We start from the raw sequence: 22,074 nt of genomic DNA, 5'->3' as shown, positions 1-22,074 counted from the left end.
GTTTTGCAGGTATCTGCGTTTTATTCTAAGAACGAAGGCATATATAAACCTTTCGGAAATGGGGGGCTCTGAGGGCAATACTCGGCCGTTTTTGGGTGGGATGTAGAGAAATCAGGAATCATTCCGCTGTTAACTTATGGAATACCTTATACTCACCAGAGGGCAAAGTTCTAAAACGGGTTTTCCTGCCTCCTACGGCTGTTATATCCTTTGAATCCCCGTAAATTCTTGAAAGGAAAACGGGAGTTTGGGGCTTCGGGGGATAAAAGGGGGCTTTCCTATCCATTTAAAGACATGGATGTCCCAATTATGCACCGTAGCATTTTTATAGGGATTGATGCAACCCCTAATTTACCTAGGAGGTGAAAGCATGAGTGAAAGGTTTGACAAGATATATGACTACTACGTGGACAAGAGCTATGAGCCCAACAAGAAGAGAGACATCATAGCCGTGTTCCGCGTGACGCCGGCCGACGGCTATACCATTGAGGCTGCTGCCGGAGCGGTTGCCGCTGAGAGCTCAACCGGAACCTGGACAACCCTCTACAACTGGTATGAGGAGGAGCGCTGGGCCGACCTTTCGGCCAAGGCCTACGACTTCCACGACATGGGCGATGGCAGCTGGATAGTGAAGATAGCCTACCCGTTCCACGCCTTTGAGGAGGCCAACCTCCCCGGACTTCTGGCCAGCATAGCGGGCAACGTCTTTGGAATGAAGCGCGTCAAGGGCCTCCGCCTCGAGGATCTCTACTTCCCTGAGAAGCTCATAAGGGAGTTCAACGGCCCGGCATTCGGTATCGAGGGCGTCAGGAAGATGCTCGACATTAAGGACAGGCCGCTCTACGGTGTCGTTCCCAAACCAAAGGTCGGCTACTCTCCGGAGGAGTTCGAGAAGCTCTCCTACGAGCTGCTCTCCAACGGTGCTGACTACATGAAGGACGACGAGAACCTCACCAGCCCCTGGTACAACCGCTTTGAGGAGAGGGCCGAGATAATAGCCAGGATCATTGATAAGGTCGAGAACGAGACCGGCGAGAAGAAGACCTGGTTCGCCAACATAACTGGCCCGCTCCTTGAGATGGAGCGCAGGCTTGAGATCCTCGCAGACCTTGGCCTCAAGCACGCCATGGTCGATGTCGTCATAACCGGCTGGGGCGCACTCGAGTACATAACCGAGCTCGCCGCCGATTACGGCCTCGCCGTCCACGGCCACAGGGCCATGCACGCCGCTTTCACAAGGAATCCCCACCACGGCATCTCAATGTTTGTTCTTGCCAAACTCTACAGGCTCGTTGGTATCGACCAGCTCCACGTCGGAACGGCTGGAGCCGGCAAGCTCGAAGGAGGAAAGTGGGACGTCATCCAGAACGCGAGGATCCTAAGGGAGAAGCACTACAAGCCCGAAGAGAACGACGTCTTCCACATGGAGCAGAAGTTCTACGGCATAAAGCCGGCCTTCCCGACCAGCTCTGGCGGACTGCACCCGGGCAACATCCAGCCGGTTGTTGAGGCGCTCGGAACTGACATCGTCTTCCAGCTCGGTGGCGGAACGCTCGGACACCCGGACGGACCGGCCGCTGGAGCTAGGGCCGTCAGGCAGGCCATCGACGCCATCATGCAGGGAATACCACTCGACGAGTATGCCAAGACCCACAAGGAGCTCGCGAGGGCCCTCGAAAAGTGGGGCCACGTCACCCCTGTCTGACCGCACTGACGGTTTTTCTCTTCCCTTTTCGTCTTCCGTCCAACTTTTTCTCCGCAGGTGATTTAACCTCCCGAGGTGTTCCACATCCGGTGAGTGTCATGGTTCACCCGGGGGGTTTTCTGGAAGTCATAACCGGCCCCATGTTCGCGGGTAAAACTACCGAGCTGATAAAGCGCATTGAGAGGCAGATGTTCGCCAAGAGGAAGGCGGCGCTCTTCAAGCCCGCGATAGACAGGAGGTACTCGGAGGATGAGGTCGTTGCGCACAACGGCCTCCGCTACGAGGCCTTTGTCATCCCAACCGACGAGACCGGCGTTGATAGAATAGTCGAAATAACGAGGAGGGAGAAATACGAGGTCATAGGGATTGACGAGGTTCAATTCTTCCCCATGGGGATCGTTGAGGCCCTGGACATGCTCGCGAATGAGGGCGTTTACGTCATCGCCAGCGGCCTCAACCTTGACTTCAAGGGGGACCCGTTTCCGGTCACGAAGGAACTCCTCGCCAGGGCCGACAACATAGTTTACCTTACAGCCGTCTGCACAGTCTGCGGGAGGCCTGCAACCAGGAGCCAGCGCCTCATAGATGGGAAGCCCGCCCCCCGCGACTCCCCGGTAATCCTGGTCGGGGGGCGGGAGAGCTACGAGGCAAGGTGCAGGGAGCACCACGAGGTGCCCTAACGCGAGAGCACCTCCCTCCACGTGTTGATGTCCTTGAGCCCGTGGCCGGTCGCGACGACCACCACGCTTTCGCCCCTGTCTATTATGCCCTCCTCCCTCATCTTCCTCGCGAGCGCCAGGGCAGTCGCAGATGAGGGCTCGACGAAGAGCCCCTCCCTTCCGAGGAGCATGCCCGCTTTGACGGCTTCCTCGTTGGTCACGGTGTCGAGATGCCCACCGCTCTCCTTTACGGCCCTGAGCACGTTCTCTCCGTCCACCGGGGCCTTGACCGCTATGGCGCTGGCGACCGTCGCGGCTTTCTTCGTAATCTTCTCGATGGGCTTTCCTGTCTTCCATGCCTTAACCACCGCATCGTATCCCTCTATCTGAACCCCCGCTATTCTCGGTAGCTCTTCTATGAGGCCTACCCGTTGAAACTCATTGAGACCCTTCCAGATGGCCCTCAGGTGGGTTCCGGCCCCGATGGGCACGACTATCCAGTCCGGAACGTTGAAGTGGAGCTGGTCAATGATCTCGAAGCCCGTCGTCTTCTGCCCCTCAACCCTGAAGTGGTAGTTGCCCGTCAGGTGGTAGTTCTCCTCCCTGGCCTTTCTCTCGGCCTCCGCAAGGGCCTCGTCGTAGGTCTTCCCGAAGACTTCGACCTTCGCGCCGTACATCCTCGCCTGGACGAGTTTGCCCTCGGGGGTTCCCTCCGGCACGACTATGGTTACTTCAAGTCCGGCTTTGGCGCCGTAGGCACTTATAGATGCCGCCATGTTGCCGGTGGAGGCCACTATAATCCTCTGGGCGTGGAACTCCAGGGCCTTGGTTATCTCGACGCTCGAGCCCCTGTCCTTGAAGGCCCCCGTCGGGTTCTCGCCCTCGTTCTTGACGTAGAGCCTCGTGATGTCCAGCTTTTCCTCAAGCTTCTTCACCCTGTAAAGCCTCGTGCCGCCCTCGTTGAGCGTGACCACCTTTCTGAGGTTGGAAACCGGGAGGAACATCCAGTACTTCCATGTGTGGGGGTGCTCCCTAAACCAGGGGTCGCTGTCTTGGATGACCTCCGCGATGTCGTCGTAGTGATACCTGACGTCCAGCGGGGCACCGCACCGGGTGCACTTGTAAACCCCGCACGCGAGGGAGTACTCCTCACCGCACTCTGTGCAGACGAGCTTTGAAGCGAACATAGTGATCACCGCTGGTACTTCATCGGATACCTTTTAAACCTGAACCCGACCGAAAAGCTTAAAGTAATCTTTTCTTACATCAGGTTAGGGAAAGAGGGGGTGAGACCATGGAGTCAAATAAGAACATGGGGAGGCTGCTCGACATCCTCGGAAACGAGACGCGGAGGAGGATACTCATCCTGCTCACCAGGAGGCCGTACTTCGTCAGCGAGCTGAGCCAGGAGCTCGGCGTTGGTCAGAAGGCCGTACTTGAGCACCTCAGGATACTTGAGAGTGCAGGCCTCATCGAGGGCAGGACGGAGAAGATCCCCCGCGGCAGGCCGAGAAAGTACTACACCATAAAGCGCGGCTTCCGCCTTGAAGTGCTGCTCACGCCGTACGCTTTTGGCACGGAGATGTACGAGCCCAAGGCCCCGAGACAGACGAGGGAGTACGCGCAGGCCAAGGCGCTGATAAAGTCCACCGAGCCGGCGGAGGCAAAGATCGGCGAACTGCTGACCTTCTTGGGCGAGATCCAGGAAAGGATTGAGGAGGTGCTCAGGACGAAGCAGGAGCTGGAGGAAGTCCGCCTCCTCACCGAGACGTACATCGAAAACCTCTTCAGGCGCATAGCCCAGGAGAACGAGAGGGAGTTCGAGAGGCTTTTGAAGGAGTTCCGCCCGAAACTCCCGAGAAAAATACTTGAAGACCTTGAGGGCTTTTAGGAAGACCCCGGAGGATAATAAAGCCGGAGAAAAAAGCGTTTAGAGCATCTTGCCCTCTTCCTTCATCCTCACGAGCCTGGTTATGTAGCCCGCTATCCTGTTCCTGATGGTCTTGCTGGTGACGTTGGTGAGCTCGGCGACCATCCTCTTGTTGTGCTCGAAGTCCCTGGTGAACTGGTCGGGATAGCGGTCAAACAGCTCGCGGGCAACCCTCTTGATGAACGTCTGCTTGATGTTTCCCATCATCAACCCCCCGTTAGCTTGATTCTGACAGCCGTAACTCACATCATAAGAGGCCTTTTAAAAGTTTTCCCAGAACCGGCAAAAATAAAGTGGTTCCTCACTCCTTCCCGAGCCTCCTGCGGAGGACTTCGAGTACATCAACGCTGGTTTTTTCGGGATAGACTTTTCCAAGGGAGTTCACCCTTACGATGGCGAACCCCGCGTGAGCCCTCACAAGGCCCTTAACGGCGCGCCTCAGGTCCATCCTATCACCCGATGTAGTATTTCTCTGCCACACTTAAAAAGTTTTTCATTGGTTTGACCGGAAATTTATAAACTCCCATACATATCCAGGGGCATGCTTAGGGAAGTCATCCGCTGCAGGGGGCACAAGAACGTTAGGGCGACGCATAAATCCACCCTTGAGTTCACGAAGGAGGACTACCTTACGCCGCGCGGGGACTGCATACTCTGTGTCTCGGCAGATAGGGGGATAAACGACTTCAGCAAAGAGTTCAAAAAAGCCCTTAAATCCGGGAAACGGCTTCTGATCCGCATCCGCGTGGGTGATCTGGTGGATGAGGTTCTCGCCGAGGGAAGCTCTGACCTGATCCTCGACCACGAATACTCCATGGTCGTCAGAAAGAGCACATACATTGACGCCAGAACCCTGGCGGTGAGGGCCAACAAGGCTGCACGGGACATAAACAGAGAAATAGTGGAGCTCCTGAAGAACCCTGAAACGGAGGCCGAGGTGGAGCTTATAGTCATTGACTAGCCCGGGAGGGCTCGCTGTCTCCGTCGGCAGTTTTTTCGTTTTCCGCAATGTTCCTGGGAAGTGCCCCAAACAGGGCTATTTCCTCGGTCTTAGAAAGGACTTCGTCTAGGTCTATGGGCGGGAACTCCCTCCGGAGTATGGACGTTTCGGTGCTCTCGAACGTCCCCTCCTCCACCATCACAAAGAGGGACGAGCCCGTTAGGATCATGTAGTCCTTCAGGGAGGTCAAGAATTTTATCACGCTCCTGAAGTCGTTGTAAATTACTAGATGTTCTATTCCCTCCAGTATGACAATGACGCCTCCTCCGCGCTCGGAAACGAACCTTATAACGGACTCCTGGAGAACGTGGAGCTTGGAGGGGTCGACTGAGTTGGGTGCTTTTATCCTGCTGATCCATATTACCTTGTCGAAGCGGGGGCACATCTGGGGCTTCCTGTTGCGCCCCACGTATATGGCTCCCTTCGCCAGCCTGCACAGCGGCTTCAGTTTGGGCGCGTCCTGGGGCTGCACTGTGAAGCCTCCACGGGGCAGAACCTCCTCCAGGCCCGCCTCATAGGGGGCGGCTTCACCCGGTTTTGCATCCTCATGAATTGCATCCGGCACTGTCCCCGAGATGGATCTGTAAAAGAGCCTCAGGTAAATCGACACGGCGACGGTTATTGTGAGGTATGAAACCGTGAAGAACACTGCCATTATCCACCACATACCCGTTTCCGTGTACGACACTATCATCGCTCCCAGCGCGCCTATTATCGCCGATACCGAAGAGATAAGGGCCATTTTTGCCAGACGTTTTGAGAGGGGAGTGTCGAACTTCCTGTAGTACGTGTACGACATGTATGCCGAAAACAGGGCTACCACCAGTACTACTACCCCGGCGATGACACCCCAAGGGTTGTGTACCTCCATACGGCCCTACCTCTAAACATCTATGCCTTAGGTTGTACTTAAACTTTGGCATCCCCCAGAAAAAATTGGGCTGTAAAAATCAGCCCTTAAATCCTCTTTGAGACCGCCAGCCCAACGTACCTGTCCGATCCCCCGTAGTAGAGGTACATCTTCCCACCGTGCTCCACCATCGCCTCGGCGAAGACGACGTTGTCCACCCAGCCCTTCTTTTCCCACTCGAACTCCGGCTCCAGCAGGGGCCTTTCGGTCCTCCAGAGAAGCTTTCTTGGGTCTTCTCTGTCAAACAGTGCCGCCTGCACTGTATATATGAGGTCTCCGCCCATCCAGAATGCCTCGTTGTGGATGAGAAGGATGCCCTCTTCGAGCACCAGCGGGGCCGGCCCCGGCTCGACAAGGTAACCCCTCGGCGTTAGAACTGGCTCGGGTTCATACTCCCAGTGGATTAGATCCTTCGAGTAGGCGAGCCATACGTTCGAGTCCCCGAAGTACATGATGTAGTGTCCCCTGAACGGGCCTGACTCCATCTTCTCGGTAAGTATGGCCCCGCTCTTTGTCCAGTTGGGCTTTCCGTTCTTCTCGAAGGGGAACTCCTCGAAAACTACTCCGTGCTTCTTCCAGCTCAGGAGATTCTTCGATGTTGCTATGCAGAGCCTCGCGACCCTTCCGTCGTAGCCCGTGTAAGTCATGTAGTAGGTCTTTCCCACCCTAACCACGCGGGGGTCTTCGACCCCGACTTTCTCCCAGCCGTACTCCGGCTCCATCACCGGCTCCGGATGCCTCACGAAGTTTATCCCATCACCGCTGAGGGCCAGTCCAATCCTTCCTGTTATTTTCTCGCCCTTAGCCTCTGCCCTGTAGAGCATCACGAAGGTTCCCCTGTGCTTGATTACGGCCGGATTGTAGGTGTTCTTCGAGTCGAAGCCCTCCTTTGAGGGCGAGAGAACCGGGTTGGAAAGCTTCTGGAAGCGGAGCTCAAACGGGTTCAATCTCAACACCTCCGTTGGCCCGTATAAGGTACTTCCTGCCCCTGAAGGCAACGGCCCTTACTAGGATGTTTACGCCCTCCGCCGGCTTAACCGTCAGCTCGTCCCCTGCTTCCATGCCGAGTGAGGCAGTAACGAGGGCGAAGACGCTCGCCGCGCTCCACGCCTGTGGTGAGTTGGCCCTTGGAACGGGCACAAGCTCGTCCAGTCCGCTGTAGAGCTCCGGCAGTTCCTTCTCGGGCATGAGCTTTGCGGCGGCGAAAATTCTGTCCACGAGCTCCTTCGCAAGGTCGACCCTCCCAACCCTCGCGAGACCTAGAGCTATGAGGGCGTTGTCGTGGGGCCAAACACTTCCGCGGTGGTAGCTGAAGGGGTTGTAGGCCCTTTCCTTCGAGCTCAGGGTTCTTATCCCGTATCTGGAGAGCATGTCCTGCTGGAAAAGCCTCTCCGCGAGCTCGTTTTCACGCTCGGCTATCCCGGTGATGAGGAGGTGCCCCATGTTCGACGAGACGACCCTCAGCGGTTTGTCATCTCCGTCAAGGGCCAGGGTGTAGTATCCATCGACCCAGAAGTCGCGGTTGAACCTCTTCCTGAGCCTCTCCGCTTCGCGGAGGAGCGTTTTTGAGTCGAAATCCGTCAATTCAAACTCCCCAGCGAGCCTGAGGGCCCAGTAAGCGTAGCCCTGCACCTCGACGAGCGCTATTGGCGGTTTTGCCGGCCTCCCGTTTTCATCGACTATCGCGTCCTTCGAGTCCTTCCACCCCTTGTTGCTGAGTATTCCGGGGATGTACGTTATGTAGCCGCTTTTGAGCTTGCTTAAAATCCATTCGACGGCTCTGGTAATATTTGGCCTTATCTCCTCTATAAGCGCTTTATCCCCCGTCCAACGGAGGTACTCGCCGGCTAAAGCCACGTAGAGGGGCGTCGCATCGACGGTTCCGTAGTACGGGGCGAAGGGAATCCTCCCGGACTGTGCCAGCTCGCCGAGACGGAACTCGTGGGGAATCTTCCCCGGCTCCTCCTCGCTTCTCGGGTCGTTTTTCTTTCCCTGGAGTCCTCCAAAGAGCTTCAGCGTCCCGGCGGCATATTCTGGATAATACGGTAGGAGGAAGAGCGAGGTTATTATCGCATCCCTCCCGAAGGGGCACATGAAGTAAGGTATTCCCGCGAGGGGAACGGGCCCGTAGGTAGTGTAGAGGGTCAGGGCGTAAATGTTCGCCACGGCTCTCTCGAAGACGTCGTCAAGTGCTATTGACCCTGTGAAGACGGGATTTCTGAGGGGGGGTTTCCTCTCACCGAGCAGTCCTCGCACCTTTCCCCGAATCTCTGGGATGAAGCGGACGTAGAGGGTCTTCTTGGAGAAGGGGGGTAATCTTACCGCTGCCTTTAGGGAGTTCCCTTCCCGCTCCATATTGGTCTCTACCCTGAGGCTCCGCCCTCCCCTTGAGTGCAGTCCCCCAGCCGGCAGGGTGGTTTTTTCTCCCTTCAGCCCCATGAAGCCCCTAACCTGGAATATGTCCTCAAGGGGCGCCTCGTAGGTGTACTCAAGCTCGACGGTCAATTCGTCGTCAGAAGCGTTGTATATCGAAATCTCCTCCTCATAAAAGCCATCGAGTCTTCTTCGCCTTAGGAGAACGGCTTTTCCTGAGGTTGAAAAGTGGGAAACGGCCTTCCTGAACGTTGCCGAAGCCCCAAAGAACTCCAGTCCTGGGGACACCCTGAGGACGGCCCTCCTGACAAAGCGTGTGTCGAGGAAGTAGAGGCCGTCGTAGTGGCTCCTCATGTTCCCCTCTCTGTCCGTGAGCACGAATGCCCCGTTTCCGGCCAGTATCGTCTTCATGACTACACCCCAAGGACACCTTTTACCTCTGCCCTGTCTTCAAGGTTCACCGCTTTGACCCCCCAGAGCCTCGCCACGAAGCGGAGCTCCTCTGTGTAGTCCCCTGGAACGAGGCTCAGGTGGTTCGCCCCCATCGCCGAAATAAAGCCTTCCTTATCGAGCGGATTCTTTATGGCTGTATGCGGCCACTGCCTGCCCCATTTCAGCTTCGACTCCATTTCTTCTGTTATCTCAACACCCTCCGCGAGGAAGTATAGGAGGCGGTACTCTCCGCCCTTCCTTATCAGTCTGGCAACCGTAAAGGCCGCCCTGGGCGTCCTGTAGGTCAAAGCTCCACCGCTCGCCCCCTGGCACTGCCCCTGAACTGTCGTCGCCCTCAGATTTTCCTCCGGGTTCTCGCTGAGCCTGGCGTAATAGAGCGAGGAAGCACCGCAGTTGGCTATCATCACGATATCGTCGTCCACGTACTTTATGTCCCCGAAGAGTGGTGGCTTCCCGCTCAGGTAGAAGAGGAGTGCCGAGCTTATCGTCCCCTTGATGTCGCCCTCGCAGGTGGCCGGTACAACCTCCTTCCCGCCCTCGGCGTCGAGGTTGAACGGGAAGAGAGCTGGAATGAGGCACGCGGTTACTCCATAAATCTCGCTCAGCTCGGGCTGGCACTTTATCGAGACCGCTGAAATTTCCCCGTGCTCCTTCCAGCTCTCCTTTGCTGCCAGGTAGAGGGCTATTTGCCTCCTCAACGCTTCCGGCGTCAGCATGAGGTCGTCAAACTTCACGGTTGTCTTCTCGGTCAGCCAGTTGTAGAACTCCTCGACGCGGACTCTCAGGTGCTCATCGGAGAGCATTTTATCCGCTTTTTTAACGAGGACGTACTGGTCGAGCATTATGAAGTCGCCGACGATTCTCTTAAGCCTCGGGAGGTCGTCCATGAGGTGCTCCATTCCGAGGGTGTATGGGGCGCCCCAGAGGAGAATGGACTTCTTCGAGAGCTTATCAACGGCTTCAACTGCTCTGGCCCAGGCCTTGACCTTTTCAACGTCCCCCTTGAGCCTCACGTGGTTGAGAGCGTACTCGTTCACAGCACTCTCCCACAGCGAGGCCCCGACAGAGGTAACGCAGGTTGTTCCTGCCCATGCTAGGTCGTCGTCCGCGTAGAGAAGGAGCGGCCTCTTTGCCTCCCTTGCCATCGCTGTAACGAGGTTGCTCTCTGTCCAGTGCCAGAGACCCGCTATGATGCCACTCGCTCCCTTCCCGGCTATCAGCCTTCCTGCTTCCATTGCCTCTTCCATTGAGTCTATTCCGAAGTTTCTGCCCTCATTTATTGCCCCGTACTTCCTCAGCTCGTCGTTGATGTCGAAAACTTCAAAGCCCGCCTTCCTGAGCTCTTCAACAAGTCTGACGTGCTTCTCCATGAGGGCTTTTTCACGTTCGGCCGAGAGGGCCGTTGGACGGGGGTCGGTAAAGGTGATGACGGCTATCATGGGACAACACCTTGGGGAAAATCGGCAAAAAGGCATATATAATCGTTGTGTTATAAACCACTCCCAATGGTTGCATTTTGGTGATGGGGGATGATGGTCTCGATCGGTGAAGTGCTCATAGACTTCATAGCCCTCCAGGAGGGAAAGCTTAAGGACGTGAGGTCTTTCGAAAAGCACCCCGGCGGCGCCCCGGCAAACGTTGCCGTTGGTCTTGCGAGGCTCGGCGTTGAAAGCGCGCTGGTGAGTAAAGTTGGGGACGACCCCTTCGGCGACTTCCTGCTCGAAAGGCTCTGTGATGAGGGTGTGGAAACCTTCATCCCCCGCGACCCGGAAAAGCACACCGGAGTGGTCTTCGTCCAGCTGATAGGGGCAAAGCCGGAGTTCATACTCTACGACGGGGTCGCGTACTTTAACCTGAGGAAGGAGGACGTCCCCTTTGATGTTCTGGAGGGGGCCGAGGTCGTCCACTTCGGTTCGGTGCTCTTCGCCAGGGAGCCGTCGCGGTCAACTCTCTTCGGGCTCCTGAACGGGCTGAAGGGAAAGGTCCCGCTCAGCTACGATGTCAACATAAGGCCAGACCTCTGGCGCGGAAGGGAGGAAGAGATGCTGAGGGACATCGAGCGGGCTTTGACCTTGGCGGACATCATCAAGCTCGGAGACGGTGAACTGACGTTCCTCACGGAAAACGGCATCGAAGTTGGGGGCTTTGATTTCAAGCTCCTCGCGGTCACCAAGGGTGAAGAGGGAAGCGAGCTGGTGAGCGGAGGGGCCAGGGCTCACGTGCCGACCTACAAGGTCGAACCCGTTGATACAACCGGGGCTGGAGATGCCTTCATGGCGGCCCTTCTCGCCGGCCTGCATTACTCCAGCCTCCTGGGAAAGGAGGGCCTCAACGAGAGCGAGCTCGCAAGAATAGGCCGCTTTGCAAACCTCATAGCTGCTCTCTCGACGATCCTCAGAGGAGCATGGAGCGTCCCAAAAATGGAAGAAATAGCCCTGATGAGGGAATTCCGGGAGCTTCACCAACGCTCTAGCAGGTAGTCCTTCTCCTCAAGGAAGATCTCCGCCCTCTCCTCTATCAGTTTTTCTGCCTCTAGAGTGCTCATCTCCACCGTTCTCTTCACGAAGTCTGCAGTTTTTGCGAAGTATAGCGGAACGAGCGGCTCGGCTTCCTCAAGGATTCCATCCCTGTAGGAGACGGCCCCGTCATAGAGGACGTGGCTCCAGAGCCTGTCGTCGAGTTCGAAGGTTTTCAGGGCTTTTTTCACGCCTTCGAAGGTTTCTTTGCTCAGAGCCCTCTTAAGGACGGCCTCATGCTGGGCGAACAGCTCCTTGGCCCTTATCTCCAGCAGCTCAAGGGTTACCTTCACTGGCTCGGGTTCACCCTTCTCAAGCTCCCCGAAGATTGGCACCTCCTCTATTGCCTTCACGTTCTTCCAGACGTTTTCGTAGCGGGTCATCAGCATGAAGAGCGTCCCAACGACCTGGTTGAACATCGGGCCGAGGGAAGCGGCAGGGTCTTTGGGGTCGTGTATCTTCATTCCGAGGGCGGTCTGTATGATCCTGAAGCCCCTCGCTATGGCCGTTGTGGTCAGGAAAATGTCCACGCCAAAGCGCGCGACGTGCGTCTTCCACACGTCCTCGTTCTCCAGGTAGACCTCCATGAGCTTTCTGCTTATTCCGAAGTCCCCGCCTATCGGCTGTCTGACGTTCTTGCCGTAAAGCGAGGCCGTCATTGGATATGCTATGTTATTGGTTATCGTTCCGTCCCACTTGTGCCTTATGTAGAGTGGCGCCACGAAGTCATAGCCGTCCTCTATCGGCTTCGCAAAGCGGTAAATCCATTCGGGAGTTATGCTCCTGAGGTCGCTGTCCACGAACACTATCGCGTCGGCCTCTTTCTCAAGGGCGAACTCCATAAGCTCCTTCATGGCACTGCCCTTGCCGGGAATGGGCCACTTGTAGACGAAGCTGTGGACTTCCACTCCTTCCGGCACCTGGGTCTTCAGCACGGCCTCCCTCGTCCCGTCGGTGCTGCCGCCGTCGGCGTTCACCACGACACCCCCGCCGAAGTACTTCTTGAGGCCTTCCGCCGCCTGTCTGACTACGAAAGAAATCGTCCCTGCGTTGTTGTAGCTGGGAATCCCGACGATAACTTTCATTGCCTCCACCTCTCCAGTTACAACCATTTAAAGTGGTTTGTTTTGAAAAGGGTTATATACCTTTCGACGGTATTTCCTCTGAGGGATTCCCAATGGAACTGAAGGTAGGTGTGGTAGGCTGTGGAAACATATTCAACCTCGCCCACAAAAATGCGCTGAGGGGAATGGAGGGAATCAAGGTCGTTGCCTGCATGGACTTAGACGAGAGCAGGGCGAGGGAAGGGGCCAGGGAGTTTGGGGCTAGGCCCTTCACGAGCTTCGACGAGTTCCTTGACCTTGACCTGGACGTCATTGAGATTCTGACCCCGACGTACACACACTCCGAACTGGCCGTAAAGGCCCTCAGGGTCGGGAAGCATGTCATCGTCGAGAAACCCATAGCACTCACGGTTGATGAAGGCGAGAGGATGATAAAAACCGCCGAGAAAGAGGGTCTCTACCTCCTCGTCGGCCACGTGAGGCGCTTTGACAAGAGATGGGTTCAGATGAAGGAAACCATCAAGAAGCGCAACATTCTGCCCATGCACATAAGGAAGGCCGAAGTCCAGAACCTGCCCTTCCCCAAGGACTACTGGTATTGGGATGAGAACAGGAGCGGTGGAGTCGCGGTTGACCTGGGCGTCCACGTCACGGACTTTCTGAGGTGGTTCTTCGAGAGTGAGCCTTTGAGTGTTTACGCCGTGGGGAAGGCCATAAAGGAAGAGGCCAAGGCCAACGGAACCTTTGACCACTTCGTCATGATGATAAGGTTCGAGGGAGGAAAGACGGGCATAGCCGAGGTCAGCTGGGCCTATCCTTATCCCTCACGCTACGGCATCTTCTACCACCACGTGGACATAATCGGCAGGAACGGCAGGATAAGGTACACCCCGCTCGATACTCCTGTGGTCGGTGTTGCAAAGGCCAGCTTTGAGATGCCGCGCTTCTCACCCCTGCTGTCCACGTTCCCGGATGCCTTCGAGCGGGAGCTGAGGCACTTCTTCAACGTCATAAGAGGCAGGGAGGAGCCAGTGGTGACGGCAGGGGACGCTCTGACAGCCCTGAGGATTGCAGAGAAGGCCAAGGAAAGCGCCCGCAGGGGGGAGGTGGTCGAAGTATGGAGAAGCTGAACTTCGGAATAATAAGCTACGCCCACCCGCACGCCCTGCGCTTCGCCTCTGTAATTTCTGGGGGCAGGCACTCAGAGCTTGTGGCAGTATCAGGGGACGGCTCCAATTCTGATGTGGCGAGGATTGAGGCGAGAAGGCACGGAGCGCGCTTCTACAGGAACTACGAGGAGCTTTTGAGGGACGATAATGTCGAGGCCGTCTACATAGCAATCGAGACTTATAGGCACAAGGAGGTAGCTATTAGGGCCGCCGAGGAGGGCAAGCACGTACTCCTTGAGAAGCCCATCGCCCTGAGCCTCAAGGACGCCGACGAGGTCATAAAGGCAGCGAAGAGGGCAGGGATAAAGCTCATGCTCCCCTTCAACCCGCGCTTTACAGAGCCGCTGAGGAAGGCCAAGGAGATGATAGATGCAGGTGAGATAGGGCCTCTAGAGTACATACAGACGATTTCGGAGAACGTTAAGCCGCCGATATCCCTGCAGGGGCTTGATATGAGCTGGTTCCTGGACGCGAGCAAGTCCGGCGGCGGTGGCTTTATGGACACCGCTCCACACGGTGTTGATTCCCTCCTCTGGCTGACGGGAGACACTCCAGAGAAGGTCTACGCAGACATAGGGAGCAAGATATACGGCTTCCCTGTTGATGACATTGGAACAGCGGTTCTTGAGTTCAAAAAAGGCGTTGTTGCTGTCCTGACTGCCGGTTGGGGCAGTCCGAAGGGCTACCCGTACGGGATAGAGATTAAGTACTACCTCGTCGGAAGAGACGGCTTCCTGGACGTTAGAACGGCCTATCCGGACTTTACCGTTTACCAGGAAAGGGCCGAGAAGATATACTGGGACAGACCCGACGTCAGGGGTATCGTTGAGGCCTTTGTGGAGGCAGTTCTGGGGGACAGTGAAGTGCCCATAACGGGCGAGGACGCGAAGAAGAACCTCGCGATAATCCTGGCGGCATACAGGTCTTCTCGGGAGGGCAGGGCAGTCAAGCCCAGGCTTTGACACGAACTTTTACTTTTTTGTAAATACAACCACTTTAAGTGGTTCTAAATCATAAGTCTTATATACTTTGGTTCATATAAGCTCGTTGAAGTATCCTGTATGTACTGCAACACACGAAGGTGGTGTCGTATGAAGAGGTTGTTTGGACTTTTGTTGGTGGGTGTTGTTGTTTTTGCAGCAGTGGCCAGCGGCTGTATAGGGGGGACTACCGAGAAAGTTACCGTGACCTTCCTGTCCACCCAGCTGAACCCGCCCGAGGAGAGGGTCTTCGTAAAGGACGAGCTCCTTAAGCCCTTCACTGACGAGAGCAACGTGGAAATTAACTTCGTCCCGATACAGTACACCGACCTCATCACGAGGCTTGAAGGTGAGGAGAAGACCGGGAAGGTAACCATAGACGTTATCGGCGACCTCCACGGCGGTATGGACTACATGGCCTCCCAAGGCTGGCTGACGGACCTGAGCAACATGCCCAAGCTTGAGGGTAGGACGTTCATAAGCACTTTCGAGAAGTATTCCGTCATAAACGGGAAGAAGGTCTACGTCCCGTGGATGAGTGCCACCTACGTCATGGTCGTCAATAAGGACGCCTTCAAGTACCTTCCGGCGGGCCTTACTCAGGAGGACGTTATGAAGGGAACCGAGAAGTGGACCTACGACGCGCTCCTCCAGTGGGGCAAGAACCTCAAGGAAGCCACCGGCCGGCCGCAGCTCGGGTTCCCCGCTGGCCCAAAGGGTCTCTGGCACAGGTTCCTCCATGGCTACATCTACCCGAGCTTCACGGGCTACCAGGCAAAGAAGTTCAACAGTCCAGAGGCCATCGAGATGTGGGACTACATGAAGGAGCTCTGGCCCTACATCAACCCGTCCAGCACCGTCTGGGACGCTATGTCAGATCCGCTCCTCAAGGGAGAGGTCATGATAGCCTGGGATCACACGGCGAGGCTTAAGAACGCCATTGAGACCAAGCCAGACCAGTTCGTCGTCGTCCCGGTTCCGAGGGGGCCGAAGGGCAGGGGATTCATAGTCGTTCTCGCAGGCCTTGCCATACCCGAGGGTGCCCCCCATCAGGATGAAGCCTGGAAGCTCATAGATTACCTCACGAGGCCAGATGTCCAGGTCAAGGTTCTTGAGAAGACAGGATTCTTCCCGACCGTTGAAGAGGCCAGCGGGAAGTTGCCCGAGGGACCGCTCAAGATACTTGCCCAGGGAGTCCAGGCACAGGCCAGCACTCCGGACGCGCTCGTTGCCATAATACCCAATCTGGGGGAGAAGGGCGGACAGTTTACCAGCATGTACAGGGAGGCCTTTGAGAGGATAGTGCTCAAGAACGAAGACCCGCAGAAGGTTCTCAACGAGCTCGGCCCCCAGATGGACGCCATTTTCAAGGAGCTTGGAGCTGAAGCACCGTGAGGGGTAGCTATGGAGAGGCGCTACCTCATCCCCTACCTTTTACTTTTGCCGGCGGTTCTCTACCTTCTGGGTTTTATAGGCTATCCTCTAATCCAGGCGTTTTATCTGGCATTCACAAAGGATGGTGCCTTCTCCCTCGACACCGTGAGGAGGGCTGTCAGTGATTACTACTTCTGGGACGCCATCAAGAATACTCTTCTGTTCGGGGCGGTTATAGTCCCCATCCAGCTTACGCTCGCTGTTGTGCTCGCCCTGTTTATGAACCGCGCCTTTAAGGGGCGCGACCTCGGTATTTACGCCCTTATAATCCCCCTGACAATAAGCGATGTTGCTGCAGGTTTGATATGGTTCTCCATGCTCTCCCCCTATGGCTTCCTCAACAAGATGCTCATGAACATTGGAATAATTGATACGCCAATATACTTTTTCGGGTACCAGTACCGGATGAGGGAGTTCCTGGTCATAGTGCTCGCCGAGATCTGGAGGGCAACCTCGATAGTCTTTGTCATAATCCTTGCCGGCCTCCAGATGATAAGCAGGGAGTACATCGAAGCGGCCGAGGTCTTCGGCGCCGGCTACTGGACGAGGCTCAGGCACATAGTCCTTCCCATGCTCAAGCCCAGCATCCAGAGCGCCCTTATAATAAGGACGCTTTTCGCCATGCAGGTCTTTGGTATAGTCCTCATACTGGCTGGAAGGGACATACCGGTCCTAGCTGCCGAGGGCTTCCGCCAGATGGTTGACATCAAGGATCCGGGGGTTGCGTCGATCTACGCCCTCATCATAGCGGGCGTCTCCCTGGTACTGGCCGCTCTATACGTGAAGTTCCTCAGGGCGGAGTACCTGGAGGTGGGTAGGGAATGAACGACGAGATGAAGTACCTCCTGAAAAGAATCGCCACGTACGCGGTGGTCTTCACGATATTCATCTGGGTACTGCTCCCACTGGCCATCGCTTTCCTCTACGGCTTCACTACGGCGGAGGACTACTACAACCCGGACAAGATAATCCCGACCAAGCTCACGACGAAGTACATTGAGACAATACTCTTCACCCTCGGGGCGTGGAATGGAATACGGAACAGCGTCATAGTCGCCGTGATGACCATAGCGATAAGCTTCCTGCTCGGAATTCCGGCGGGGTATGCAATGGCGAGGTTCATCTTCCCCGGCAAGGACACCATAAAGCTCTCCATAGTGGGCCTCAGGATGTTCCCGGTCATAGTCATGGCCATACCGCTGGTCATCCTCTACATCAACCTCAGGCTTATAGACACCCTCCTCGGTGTCGCCCTGGCCCACACGGCGATGTCCCTTCCCTTCGTGATCCTGATAACGTCGAGCATATTCGCCGGTGTCTCGAAGGAGCTTGAGGAGGCGGCACTGGTCTTTGGCCTCACCCGCTTGGGGGCTTTCAGGAAGATAACCCTCCCCCTTACCCTGCCCGGACTGGCAGCGGCGGCGATGTTCACCTTCGTCATGAGCTGGAACGAGGTCTTTATGGCCTCCATCCTGACCCTCAACAACAGAACCCTGCCGGCGCTGATACTCTCGATAGTAGCGGGTGCCGGCGGAGGCGCCGCCCCGGACTACTATAAGTTCGCGGCGGCCTTCATAATGACGCTCCCGGCGATGGTGTTCGTGTTCTTCACCAGAAAGTACTTGGTGACAATGTGGGGTATAACGCTCAAGTGAGGTGTTGGTATGGTTGAAGTCAAACTTGAGAAAATCACCAAGAGATTTGGGAACTTCGAGGCAGTTAAAGATCTGAGCCTGACGATAAAGGACGGCGAATTCCTCGTCCTCCTCGGGCCGAGCGGTTGCGGCAAAACCACGACGCTGAGGATGATATCCGGCCTCGACACCCCGACGGAGGGGAGGATATACTTCGGAGACAGGGACGTTACCTACCTCCCGCCAAAGGACAGGAACATATCCATGGTCTTCCAGAGCTACGCCGTGTGGCCTCACATGAAGGTTTTCGACAACATAGCCTTCCCTCTCAAGGTGAAGAAGTACTCCGAGGACGAGATACGGAAGCGTGTCAAGTGGGTGGCGGAACTGCTCCAGATAGAGGAGCTCCTCGACCGCTATCCTGGACAGCTCTCCGGTGGCCAGAGGCAGCGCGTCGCAGTCGCGAGGGCGATAGTGGTCGAGCCCGATGTTCTGCTCATGGACGAGCCGCTCAGCAACCTCGACGCAAAGCTCAGGGTCGCGATGCGCGCTGAGATAAAGAAGCTCCAGGCGAAGCTCGACGTTACCACCATCTACGTCACCCACGACCAGGTCGAGGCAATGACCATGGGCGACAGGATAGCCGTGATGAACGCGGGGAGGCTCCTCCAGGTCGGCCCGCCCACGGAGGTCTACCTCAAGCCCAGGTCGCTCTTCGTCGCGACCTTCATTGGTGCGCCCGAGATGAACGTCGTCGATGTCAGCGTGGTCGAGAAGGACGGCGGAATAGCCCTTGAAGGGGACGGATTCACACTTTCCCTCCCGGACGATTTCGGGGAGCTCCTCGGTGAGTACACTGGAAAGGACGTCCTCCTTGGCATAAGGCCCGAGCACATGACGGTCAAGGGGGTTTCAACGCTCGAGCACGTTACCAGGACTGCGGAGATGGATGGGGTAGTTGACTTCATCGAGGCCCTCGGTACAGACACGATAATCCATGCTAAGATTGGGGGCTCGATAATCAAGATAAAGCTTCCCGGCCACATACCCCTTCCGATAGGCGAAAACATTAAAATCGAGATAGACCTTGACAATATCCATATGTTTGACAGGGACACCAAAAAAGCGATAGTCTGAGGTCCTGCATATGGAGGAGAAGGATGTAAAAGCTCTCCTGAGGGAACTGGGTCTGAACGAATACGAGGTCAGGGCATACCTTACCCTCATAAAAAAAGGCCCTCTGACTGCCGGAGAGCTGGCCACACTCTCAAAGGTGCCCCAGCCGAGGATATACGACGTAATCAGAACCCTTATGGCGAAGGGCTTCGTGACGACGAGCCAGGGACGGCCGAAGCAGGTCATACCCCTCAACCCGGAGAGCGTGATGGACGCCATCAGGAGGAGGTACGATGAAAAGATAGAGGCGCTGAAGACGGCCCTGGAAGAGCTCTACACTCCCCACAGCGAAATAGGCAGCGTTACCGTCGTGAAGAGCCGCATCACACTTGAGGAGTATATGAGGCGCGCGGTAGCCAACGCCCGCTTCCACCTCAGCGTGGCCGTTCCGGTGAATTTCCTCAGGAAGCTGGAGGGAGCCCTTGGAGAGAAAAAATCCACGGGCGTCCATGTGAACCTCTTTGTATATGGCACAGGAGAAATCCCGCCTATTGCCAACGAGATTAGGATGAGGGAAGTGCCCGATCCGATAATCATCATCCAGGACAGAGAGATGGGCATCTACCTTCCCTACGAGGCCCTGACCTCCGGCAGCTCGCTCCACGGCTATGGTCTCATAATCAGGGACAACAACCTCCTCTTTATGCTCGACCGCTACTTTTACCACGCCCTGTGGCCCACGGGGAGGCAGGTCCACCGGGAGGAGCGGAAACTGCGGCTTCCGAGGGAGTACATCCACATAAGGGAGCTCGTTGAGGATATCAGGACGTTCGGCCTGATCGGGGCAAGGGTGGAGGTGCTGGGAAGATTCGTCCGCTCGGGGGAGCCGGTTCACATCACGGGCAGAATAGTGAACCTCTTTGAGGATGAGAACAAGGTCGTCTCCAATATAACGGTCGAGACTGAAACGGGAGAGCGCTACGTCGTCGGCGGCTGGAACGCTTCCCTTGAGGACATAGAGGCCGAGCGGATTGTCCTCTTTGAGTGAACTTTTTTACCGGAGATGGTGGAGATGAACGCCAAAACTGCCGCGCTTGAGATCATGAGAGCCGCCATCGGGAGCGCCGACCCCTATTGGGCAGTGAGGAGAAGCCTTAAGGTCGAGGGAAACCGTCTGGTGGTTTCCGGAAAGGAATTCCCAGTACGGGGAAAGGTCTATCTCCTGGCCTTCGGCAAGGCTGCCTGTGCGATGAGCAGGGCGGTCATTGATGTCCTCGGAGAGAGAATTGGAGAGGGGATAATCGTCACCAAGTACGGCTACGCTGAGGACTGTCCGAAGTGGTCAAACATCATGGTTCTCGAAGCGGGCCACCCCGTTCCTGACAAGAACTCCCTCCTCAGCGGAAAGCTCGGCGTTGAACTTGCCAAAAAAGTCGGAAATGACGACATCCTCATAGTTCTCATCTCCGGGGGCGGTTCGGCGCTCTTCCTCCTCCCCGAGGAGGGGATAAGCCTCGAGGACAAGATAAAGACCAACGAGCTTTTGCTCAGGAGCGGGGCCAAGATATACGAGATAAACACCGTGAGGAAGCACATCTCGGCCGTCAAGGGTGGCAAGCTGGCGAAGCGCGTAAGGGGAACGGTGATAAGTCTCATCCTCTCGGACGTCGTCGGCGACCCCCTTGAGGCTATTGCCTCCGGTCCAACGGTGAAGGACCCCACCACCTTCGAAGATGCCTTCAGAATCTTGAAGCTCTACGGCGTCTGGGAGAAGCTGCCCGAGAGCGTTAAGAGGCACATCGAGCTGGGACTTGAGGGGAAGGCGGAGGAAACCCTTAAGGAAGACCTCCCAAATGTCCACAACTTCATAGTCGGAAGCAACACCCTCGCCTGTGAATCTGCCCTGGCGAAGGCGGAGGAACTCGGCTACAATGCCCTGTTGCTCACCACGACCCTCGAAGGTGAGGCAAGGGAGATAGCCCTGGCAATAGGCTCGGTAGTCCAGGAGATCGCCAAATACGACCGCCCGGTTCCAAAGCCAGCGGTTCTAATAGCCGGCGGCGAGTGGACGGTGACTATTGAGGGAAAAGCCGGCCTCGGCGGGCCGAATCAGGAGTTCGCGCTAAGTGTGGCCAGAAAGATAGCTGGTCTAAACGCCGTCGTCTTAGCGGTCGATACCGATGGAACGGACGGGCCGACGGATGCGGCCGGCGGGATAGTGGACGGGAAAACGCTTGGACTTCTCGGGGAAGCTGGAGTGGACGTCGAGGAAGTCCTCAGGAAGCACAACGCCTACGGTGCGCTGGAAAGGGTGGGCGCGCTCCTCAAGACCGGGCCAACTGGAACCAACGTGAACTCGCTGGTGATAGCGGTCATACAAGGTCCTGCCACTCCCTCTGAAAACACAAAATCATGAGGGCGAGGATTATTATTGGACTGCTCACCAGGAGGAATGCCGCGAAAACCCTGATGTCCCCGATGTCTCTGTGTATCTCTTGGAAGGTCTTTATGAGGGGTATAAGATAGATCATTCCAGCGAGCAGGGAGGCTGTTCTATAGGCCCTCTTGTTTCTCTTAAAAATCATGATTTTCTCTCCGTGTCTGATGGCGACTTTGGAGTTCCCGGGCATTAATCCAAGGATTAATATCAAGAGCGTTAGTGCGAAGATGTATGGGTTTAACCACAGGAGAACTCCGCCGAGGAGGGCAAGGCCCAGGAGCGATGTGATGTTCAGGCCGATGGTTCTCTGGAGTTTGACATTCCTGTTCAGTGGATCCATGAGGTGCAGTCTTATCCTTCTGGCGACGGATTTCCTGCTTCCCTCCAGCGATAGAACTCCTCTGCCTGGGATTGGGATCTTCAGGGGAACCGTTGAAGCTATTAGAAAGCTCTTCTCTGAAAAGTCGATCAGATAAAAGTGGGTTTCGTAGCGTTCTTTGATATATCTCGGCGCGTAGCCCCAGATTTCCCCATTCGCGCCTTGAATGTAGTGTACAAATCTCAGCCTGAGTAAGGTTTCCTTCACTCTCTGGGCGTCGTCATCGTCGAGGGGAATGATCCTCTCAAACCTTACTTGCATAGGTGTCCTTATGATTATGCCTTTTTATAGTTATCGCGGGAAAAAGCGATA

At 56.1% G+C, this 22,074-nt stretch carries 22 protein-coding genes; 13 read left to right on the top strand and 9 right to left on the bottom strand.

Translation table 11 applies throughout. The annotated features are described in order from the left end of the window. Window positions 1–370 precede the first annotated feature (370 nt). Together rbcL and E3E36_RS02425 are read left to right on the top strand one after the other, a co-directional pair. Window positions 371–1,705, top strand: coding sequence for a type III ribulose-bisphosphate carboxylase (gene rbcL, locus E3E36_RS02430; RefSeq protein ID WP_167893807.1), 1,335 nt, complete (start codon window positions 371–373; stop codon window positions 1,703–1,705). Between the two features lie 98 nt (window positions 1,706–1,803). Further along, window positions 1,804–2,385 (top strand): thymidine kinase, encoded by a 582-nt coding sequence (locus E3E36_RS02425; protein WP_167894718.1) that lies wholly within the window; start codon window positions 1,804–1,806, stop codon window positions 2,383–2,385. Here the strand turns inward: E3E36_RS02425 and thrC are convergent. Continuing rightward, window positions 2,382–3,551, bottom strand: coding sequence for a threonine synthase (thrC, locus tag E3E36_RS02420; RefSeq protein ID WP_167894719.1), 1,170 nt, complete (start codon window positions 3,549–3,551; stop codon window positions 2,382–2,384). The two genes, E3E36_RS02425 and thrC, sit on opposite strands and share 4 nt — an antisense overlap. A gap of 107 nt (window positions 3,552–3,658) precedes the next feature. Between thrC and E3E36_RS02415 the strand changes: the two genes are divergently transcribed. Continuing rightward, window positions 3,659–4,255, top strand: a complete 597-nt coding sequence (locus E3E36_RS02415) for an ArsR family transcriptional regulator (protein WP_167893806.1) — start codon at window positions 3,659–3,661, stop codon at window positions 4,253–4,255. A gap of 39 nt (window positions 4,256–4,294) precedes the next feature. On the opposite strand, the gene E3E36_RS02410 is transcribed toward E3E36_RS02415, so the two are convergent. Then, window positions 4,295–4,498, bottom strand: coding sequence for a 30S ribosomal protein S17e (locus tag E3E36_RS02410; protein WP_167894717.1), 204 nt, complete (start codon window positions 4,496–4,498; stop codon window positions 4,295–4,297). A gap of 97 nt (window positions 4,499–4,595) precedes the next feature. Further along, window positions 4,596–4,742 carry a hypothetical protein gene (locus tag E3E36_RS02405; RefSeq protein WP_167893805.1) on the bottom strand — a complete coding sequence of 49 codons (147 nt, stop codon included), beginning with the start codon at window positions 4,740–4,742 and terminating at the stop codon, window positions 4,596–4,598. A gap of 93 nt (window positions 4,743–4,835) precedes the next feature. Here E3E36_RS02405 and E3E36_RS02400 point away from each other — a divergent pair, with 93 nt between their 5' ends. Beyond that, complete coding sequence (locus E3E36_RS02400) at window positions 4,836–5,255, top strand: DUF371 domain-containing protein (RefSeq protein ID WP_167893804.1); 420 nt, start codon at window positions 4,836–4,838, stop codon at window positions 5,253–5,255. Here the strand turns inward: E3E36_RS02400 and E3E36_RS02395 are convergent. The 4 genes from E3E36_RS02395 to E3E36_RS02380 all read right to left on the bottom strand — a co-directional run bounded on the left by E3E36_RS02395 (window position 5,245) and on the right by E3E36_RS02380 (window position 10,469). Further along, the gene (locus tag E3E36_RS02395) at window positions 5,245–6,165 is read right to left on the bottom strand and encodes a DUF835 domain-containing protein (RefSeq protein WP_167893803.1); all 921 of its coding nucleotides are present in this window, start codon (window positions 6,163–6,165) and stop codon (window positions 5,245–5,247) included. The two genes, E3E36_RS02400 and E3E36_RS02395, sit on opposite strands and share 11 nt — an antisense overlap. An 86-nt stretch (window positions 6,166–6,251) precedes the next feature. Next, the gene (locus E3E36_RS02390) at window positions 6,252–7,151 is read right to left on the bottom strand and encodes a glycoside hydrolase family 130 protein (protein WP_167893802.1); all 900 of its coding nucleotides are present in this window, start codon (window positions 7,149–7,151) and stop codon (window positions 6,252–6,254) included. Further along, a complete protein-coding gene (locus E3E36_RS02385) occupies window positions 7,138–8,988 on the bottom strand; it encodes an amylo-alpha-1,6-glucosidase (protein WP_167893801.1) in 1,851 nt (616 codons plus the stop codon). The genes E3E36_RS02390 and E3E36_RS02385 overlap by 14 nt, the downstream gene beginning before the upstream one ends. 2 nt (window positions 8,989–8,990) lie before the next feature. After that, complete coding sequence (locus E3E36_RS02380; RefSeq protein WP_167893800.1) at window positions 8,991–10,469, bottom strand: L-fucose/L-arabinose isomerase family protein; 1,479 nt, start codon at window positions 10,467–10,469, stop codon at window positions 8,991–8,993. A 90-nt stretch (window positions 10,470–10,559) separates the two neighbouring features. On the opposite strand from E3E36_RS02380, the gene E3E36_RS02375 reads away from it, so the two are divergent. Continuing rightward, entirely contained in the window at window positions 10,560–11,510 is a 951-nt protein-coding gene (locus E3E36_RS02375) for a carbohydrate kinase (protein ID WP_167893799.1), read from the top strand. Here E3E36_RS02375 and E3E36_RS02370 read toward each other — a convergent pair. Beyond that, window positions 11,489–12,631 (bottom strand): glycosyltransferase, encoded by a 1,143-nt coding sequence (locus E3E36_RS02370; RefSeq protein ID WP_167894716.1) that lies wholly within the window; start codon window positions 12,629–12,631, stop codon window positions 11,489–11,491. The two genes, E3E36_RS02375 and E3E36_RS02370, sit on opposite strands and share 22 nt — an antisense overlap. Before the next feature lie 92 nt (window positions 12,632–12,723). On the opposite strand from E3E36_RS02370, the gene E3E36_RS02365 reads away from it, so the two are divergent. The 8 genes from E3E36_RS02365 (at window position 12,724) to E3E36_RS02330 (ending at window position 21,359) form a co-directional block, all read left to right on the top strand. Then, a complete protein-coding gene (locus E3E36_RS02365) occupies window positions 12,724–13,740 on the top strand; it encodes a Gfo/Idh/MocA family protein (RefSeq protein WP_167893798.1) in 1,017 nt (338 codons plus the stop codon). After that, a complete protein-coding gene (locus tag E3E36_RS02360; RefSeq protein ID WP_167893797.1) occupies window positions 13,728–14,741 on the top strand; it encodes a Gfo/Idh/MocA family protein in 1,014 nt (337 codons plus the stop codon). The genes E3E36_RS02365 and E3E36_RS02360 overlap by 13 nt, the downstream gene beginning before the upstream one ends. Window positions 14,742–14,870: 129 nt before the next feature. Further along, the gene (locus E3E36_RS02355) at window positions 14,871–16,154 is read left to right on the top strand and encodes an ABC transporter substrate-binding protein (protein WP_167893796.1); all 1,284 of its coding nucleotides are present in this window, start codon (window positions 14,871–14,873) and stop codon (window positions 16,152–16,154) included. A 9-nt stretch (window positions 16,155–16,163) separates the two neighbouring features. Further along, window positions 16,164–17,018: a carbohydrate ABC transporter permease gene (locus tag E3E36_RS02350; RefSeq protein ID WP_167893795.1), complete on the top strand. Its 855-nt coding sequence runs from the start codon at window positions 16,164–16,166 to the stop codon at window positions 17,016–17,018. Then, the gene (locus E3E36_RS02345) at window positions 17,015–17,848 is read left to right on the top strand and encodes a carbohydrate ABC transporter permease (RefSeq protein ID WP_167893794.1); all 834 of its coding nucleotides are present in this window, start codon (window positions 17,015–17,017) and stop codon (window positions 17,846–17,848) included. Before E3E36_RS02350 ends, E3E36_RS02345 begins: the two co-directional genes overlap by 4 nt. A 9-nt stretch (window positions 17,849–17,857) precedes the next feature. Next, window positions 17,858–18,964: an ABC transporter ATP-binding protein gene (locus tag E3E36_RS02340; protein WP_167893793.1), complete on the top strand. Its 1,107-nt coding sequence runs from the start codon at window positions 17,858–17,860 to the stop codon at window positions 18,962–18,964. 10 nt (window positions 18,965–18,974) lie between these two features. Then, window positions 18,975–19,991: a TrmB family transcriptional regulator gene (locus E3E36_RS02335; RefSeq protein ID WP_167893792.1), complete on the top strand. Its 1,017-nt coding sequence runs from the start codon at window positions 18,975–18,977 to the stop codon at window positions 19,989–19,991. Between the two features lie 24 nt (window positions 19,992–20,015). Beyond that, entirely contained in the window at window positions 20,016–21,359 is a 1,344-nt protein-coding gene (locus tag E3E36_RS02330) for a glycerate kinase (RefSeq protein ID WP_167894715.1), read from the top strand. Here E3E36_RS02330 and E3E36_RS02325 read toward each other — a convergent pair. Beyond that, window positions 21,316–22,023: a hypothetical protein gene (locus E3E36_RS02325; RefSeq protein WP_167893791.1), complete on the bottom strand. Its 708-nt coding sequence runs from the start codon at window positions 22,021–22,023 to the stop codon at window positions 21,316–21,318. The two genes, E3E36_RS02330 and E3E36_RS02325, sit on opposite strands and share 44 nt — an antisense overlap. Window positions 22,024–22,074 lie beyond the last annotated feature (51 nt).

Origin of the sequence: Thermococcus sp. M36, from assembly GCF_012027355.1 — an archaeon.
Lineage (GTDB): Archaea > Methanobacteriota_B > Thermococci > Thermococcales > Thermococcaceae > Thermococcus.
Note: the sequence above shows the minus strand (reverse complement) of the source record. Positions and strands in the feature narration are given on the sequence as shown.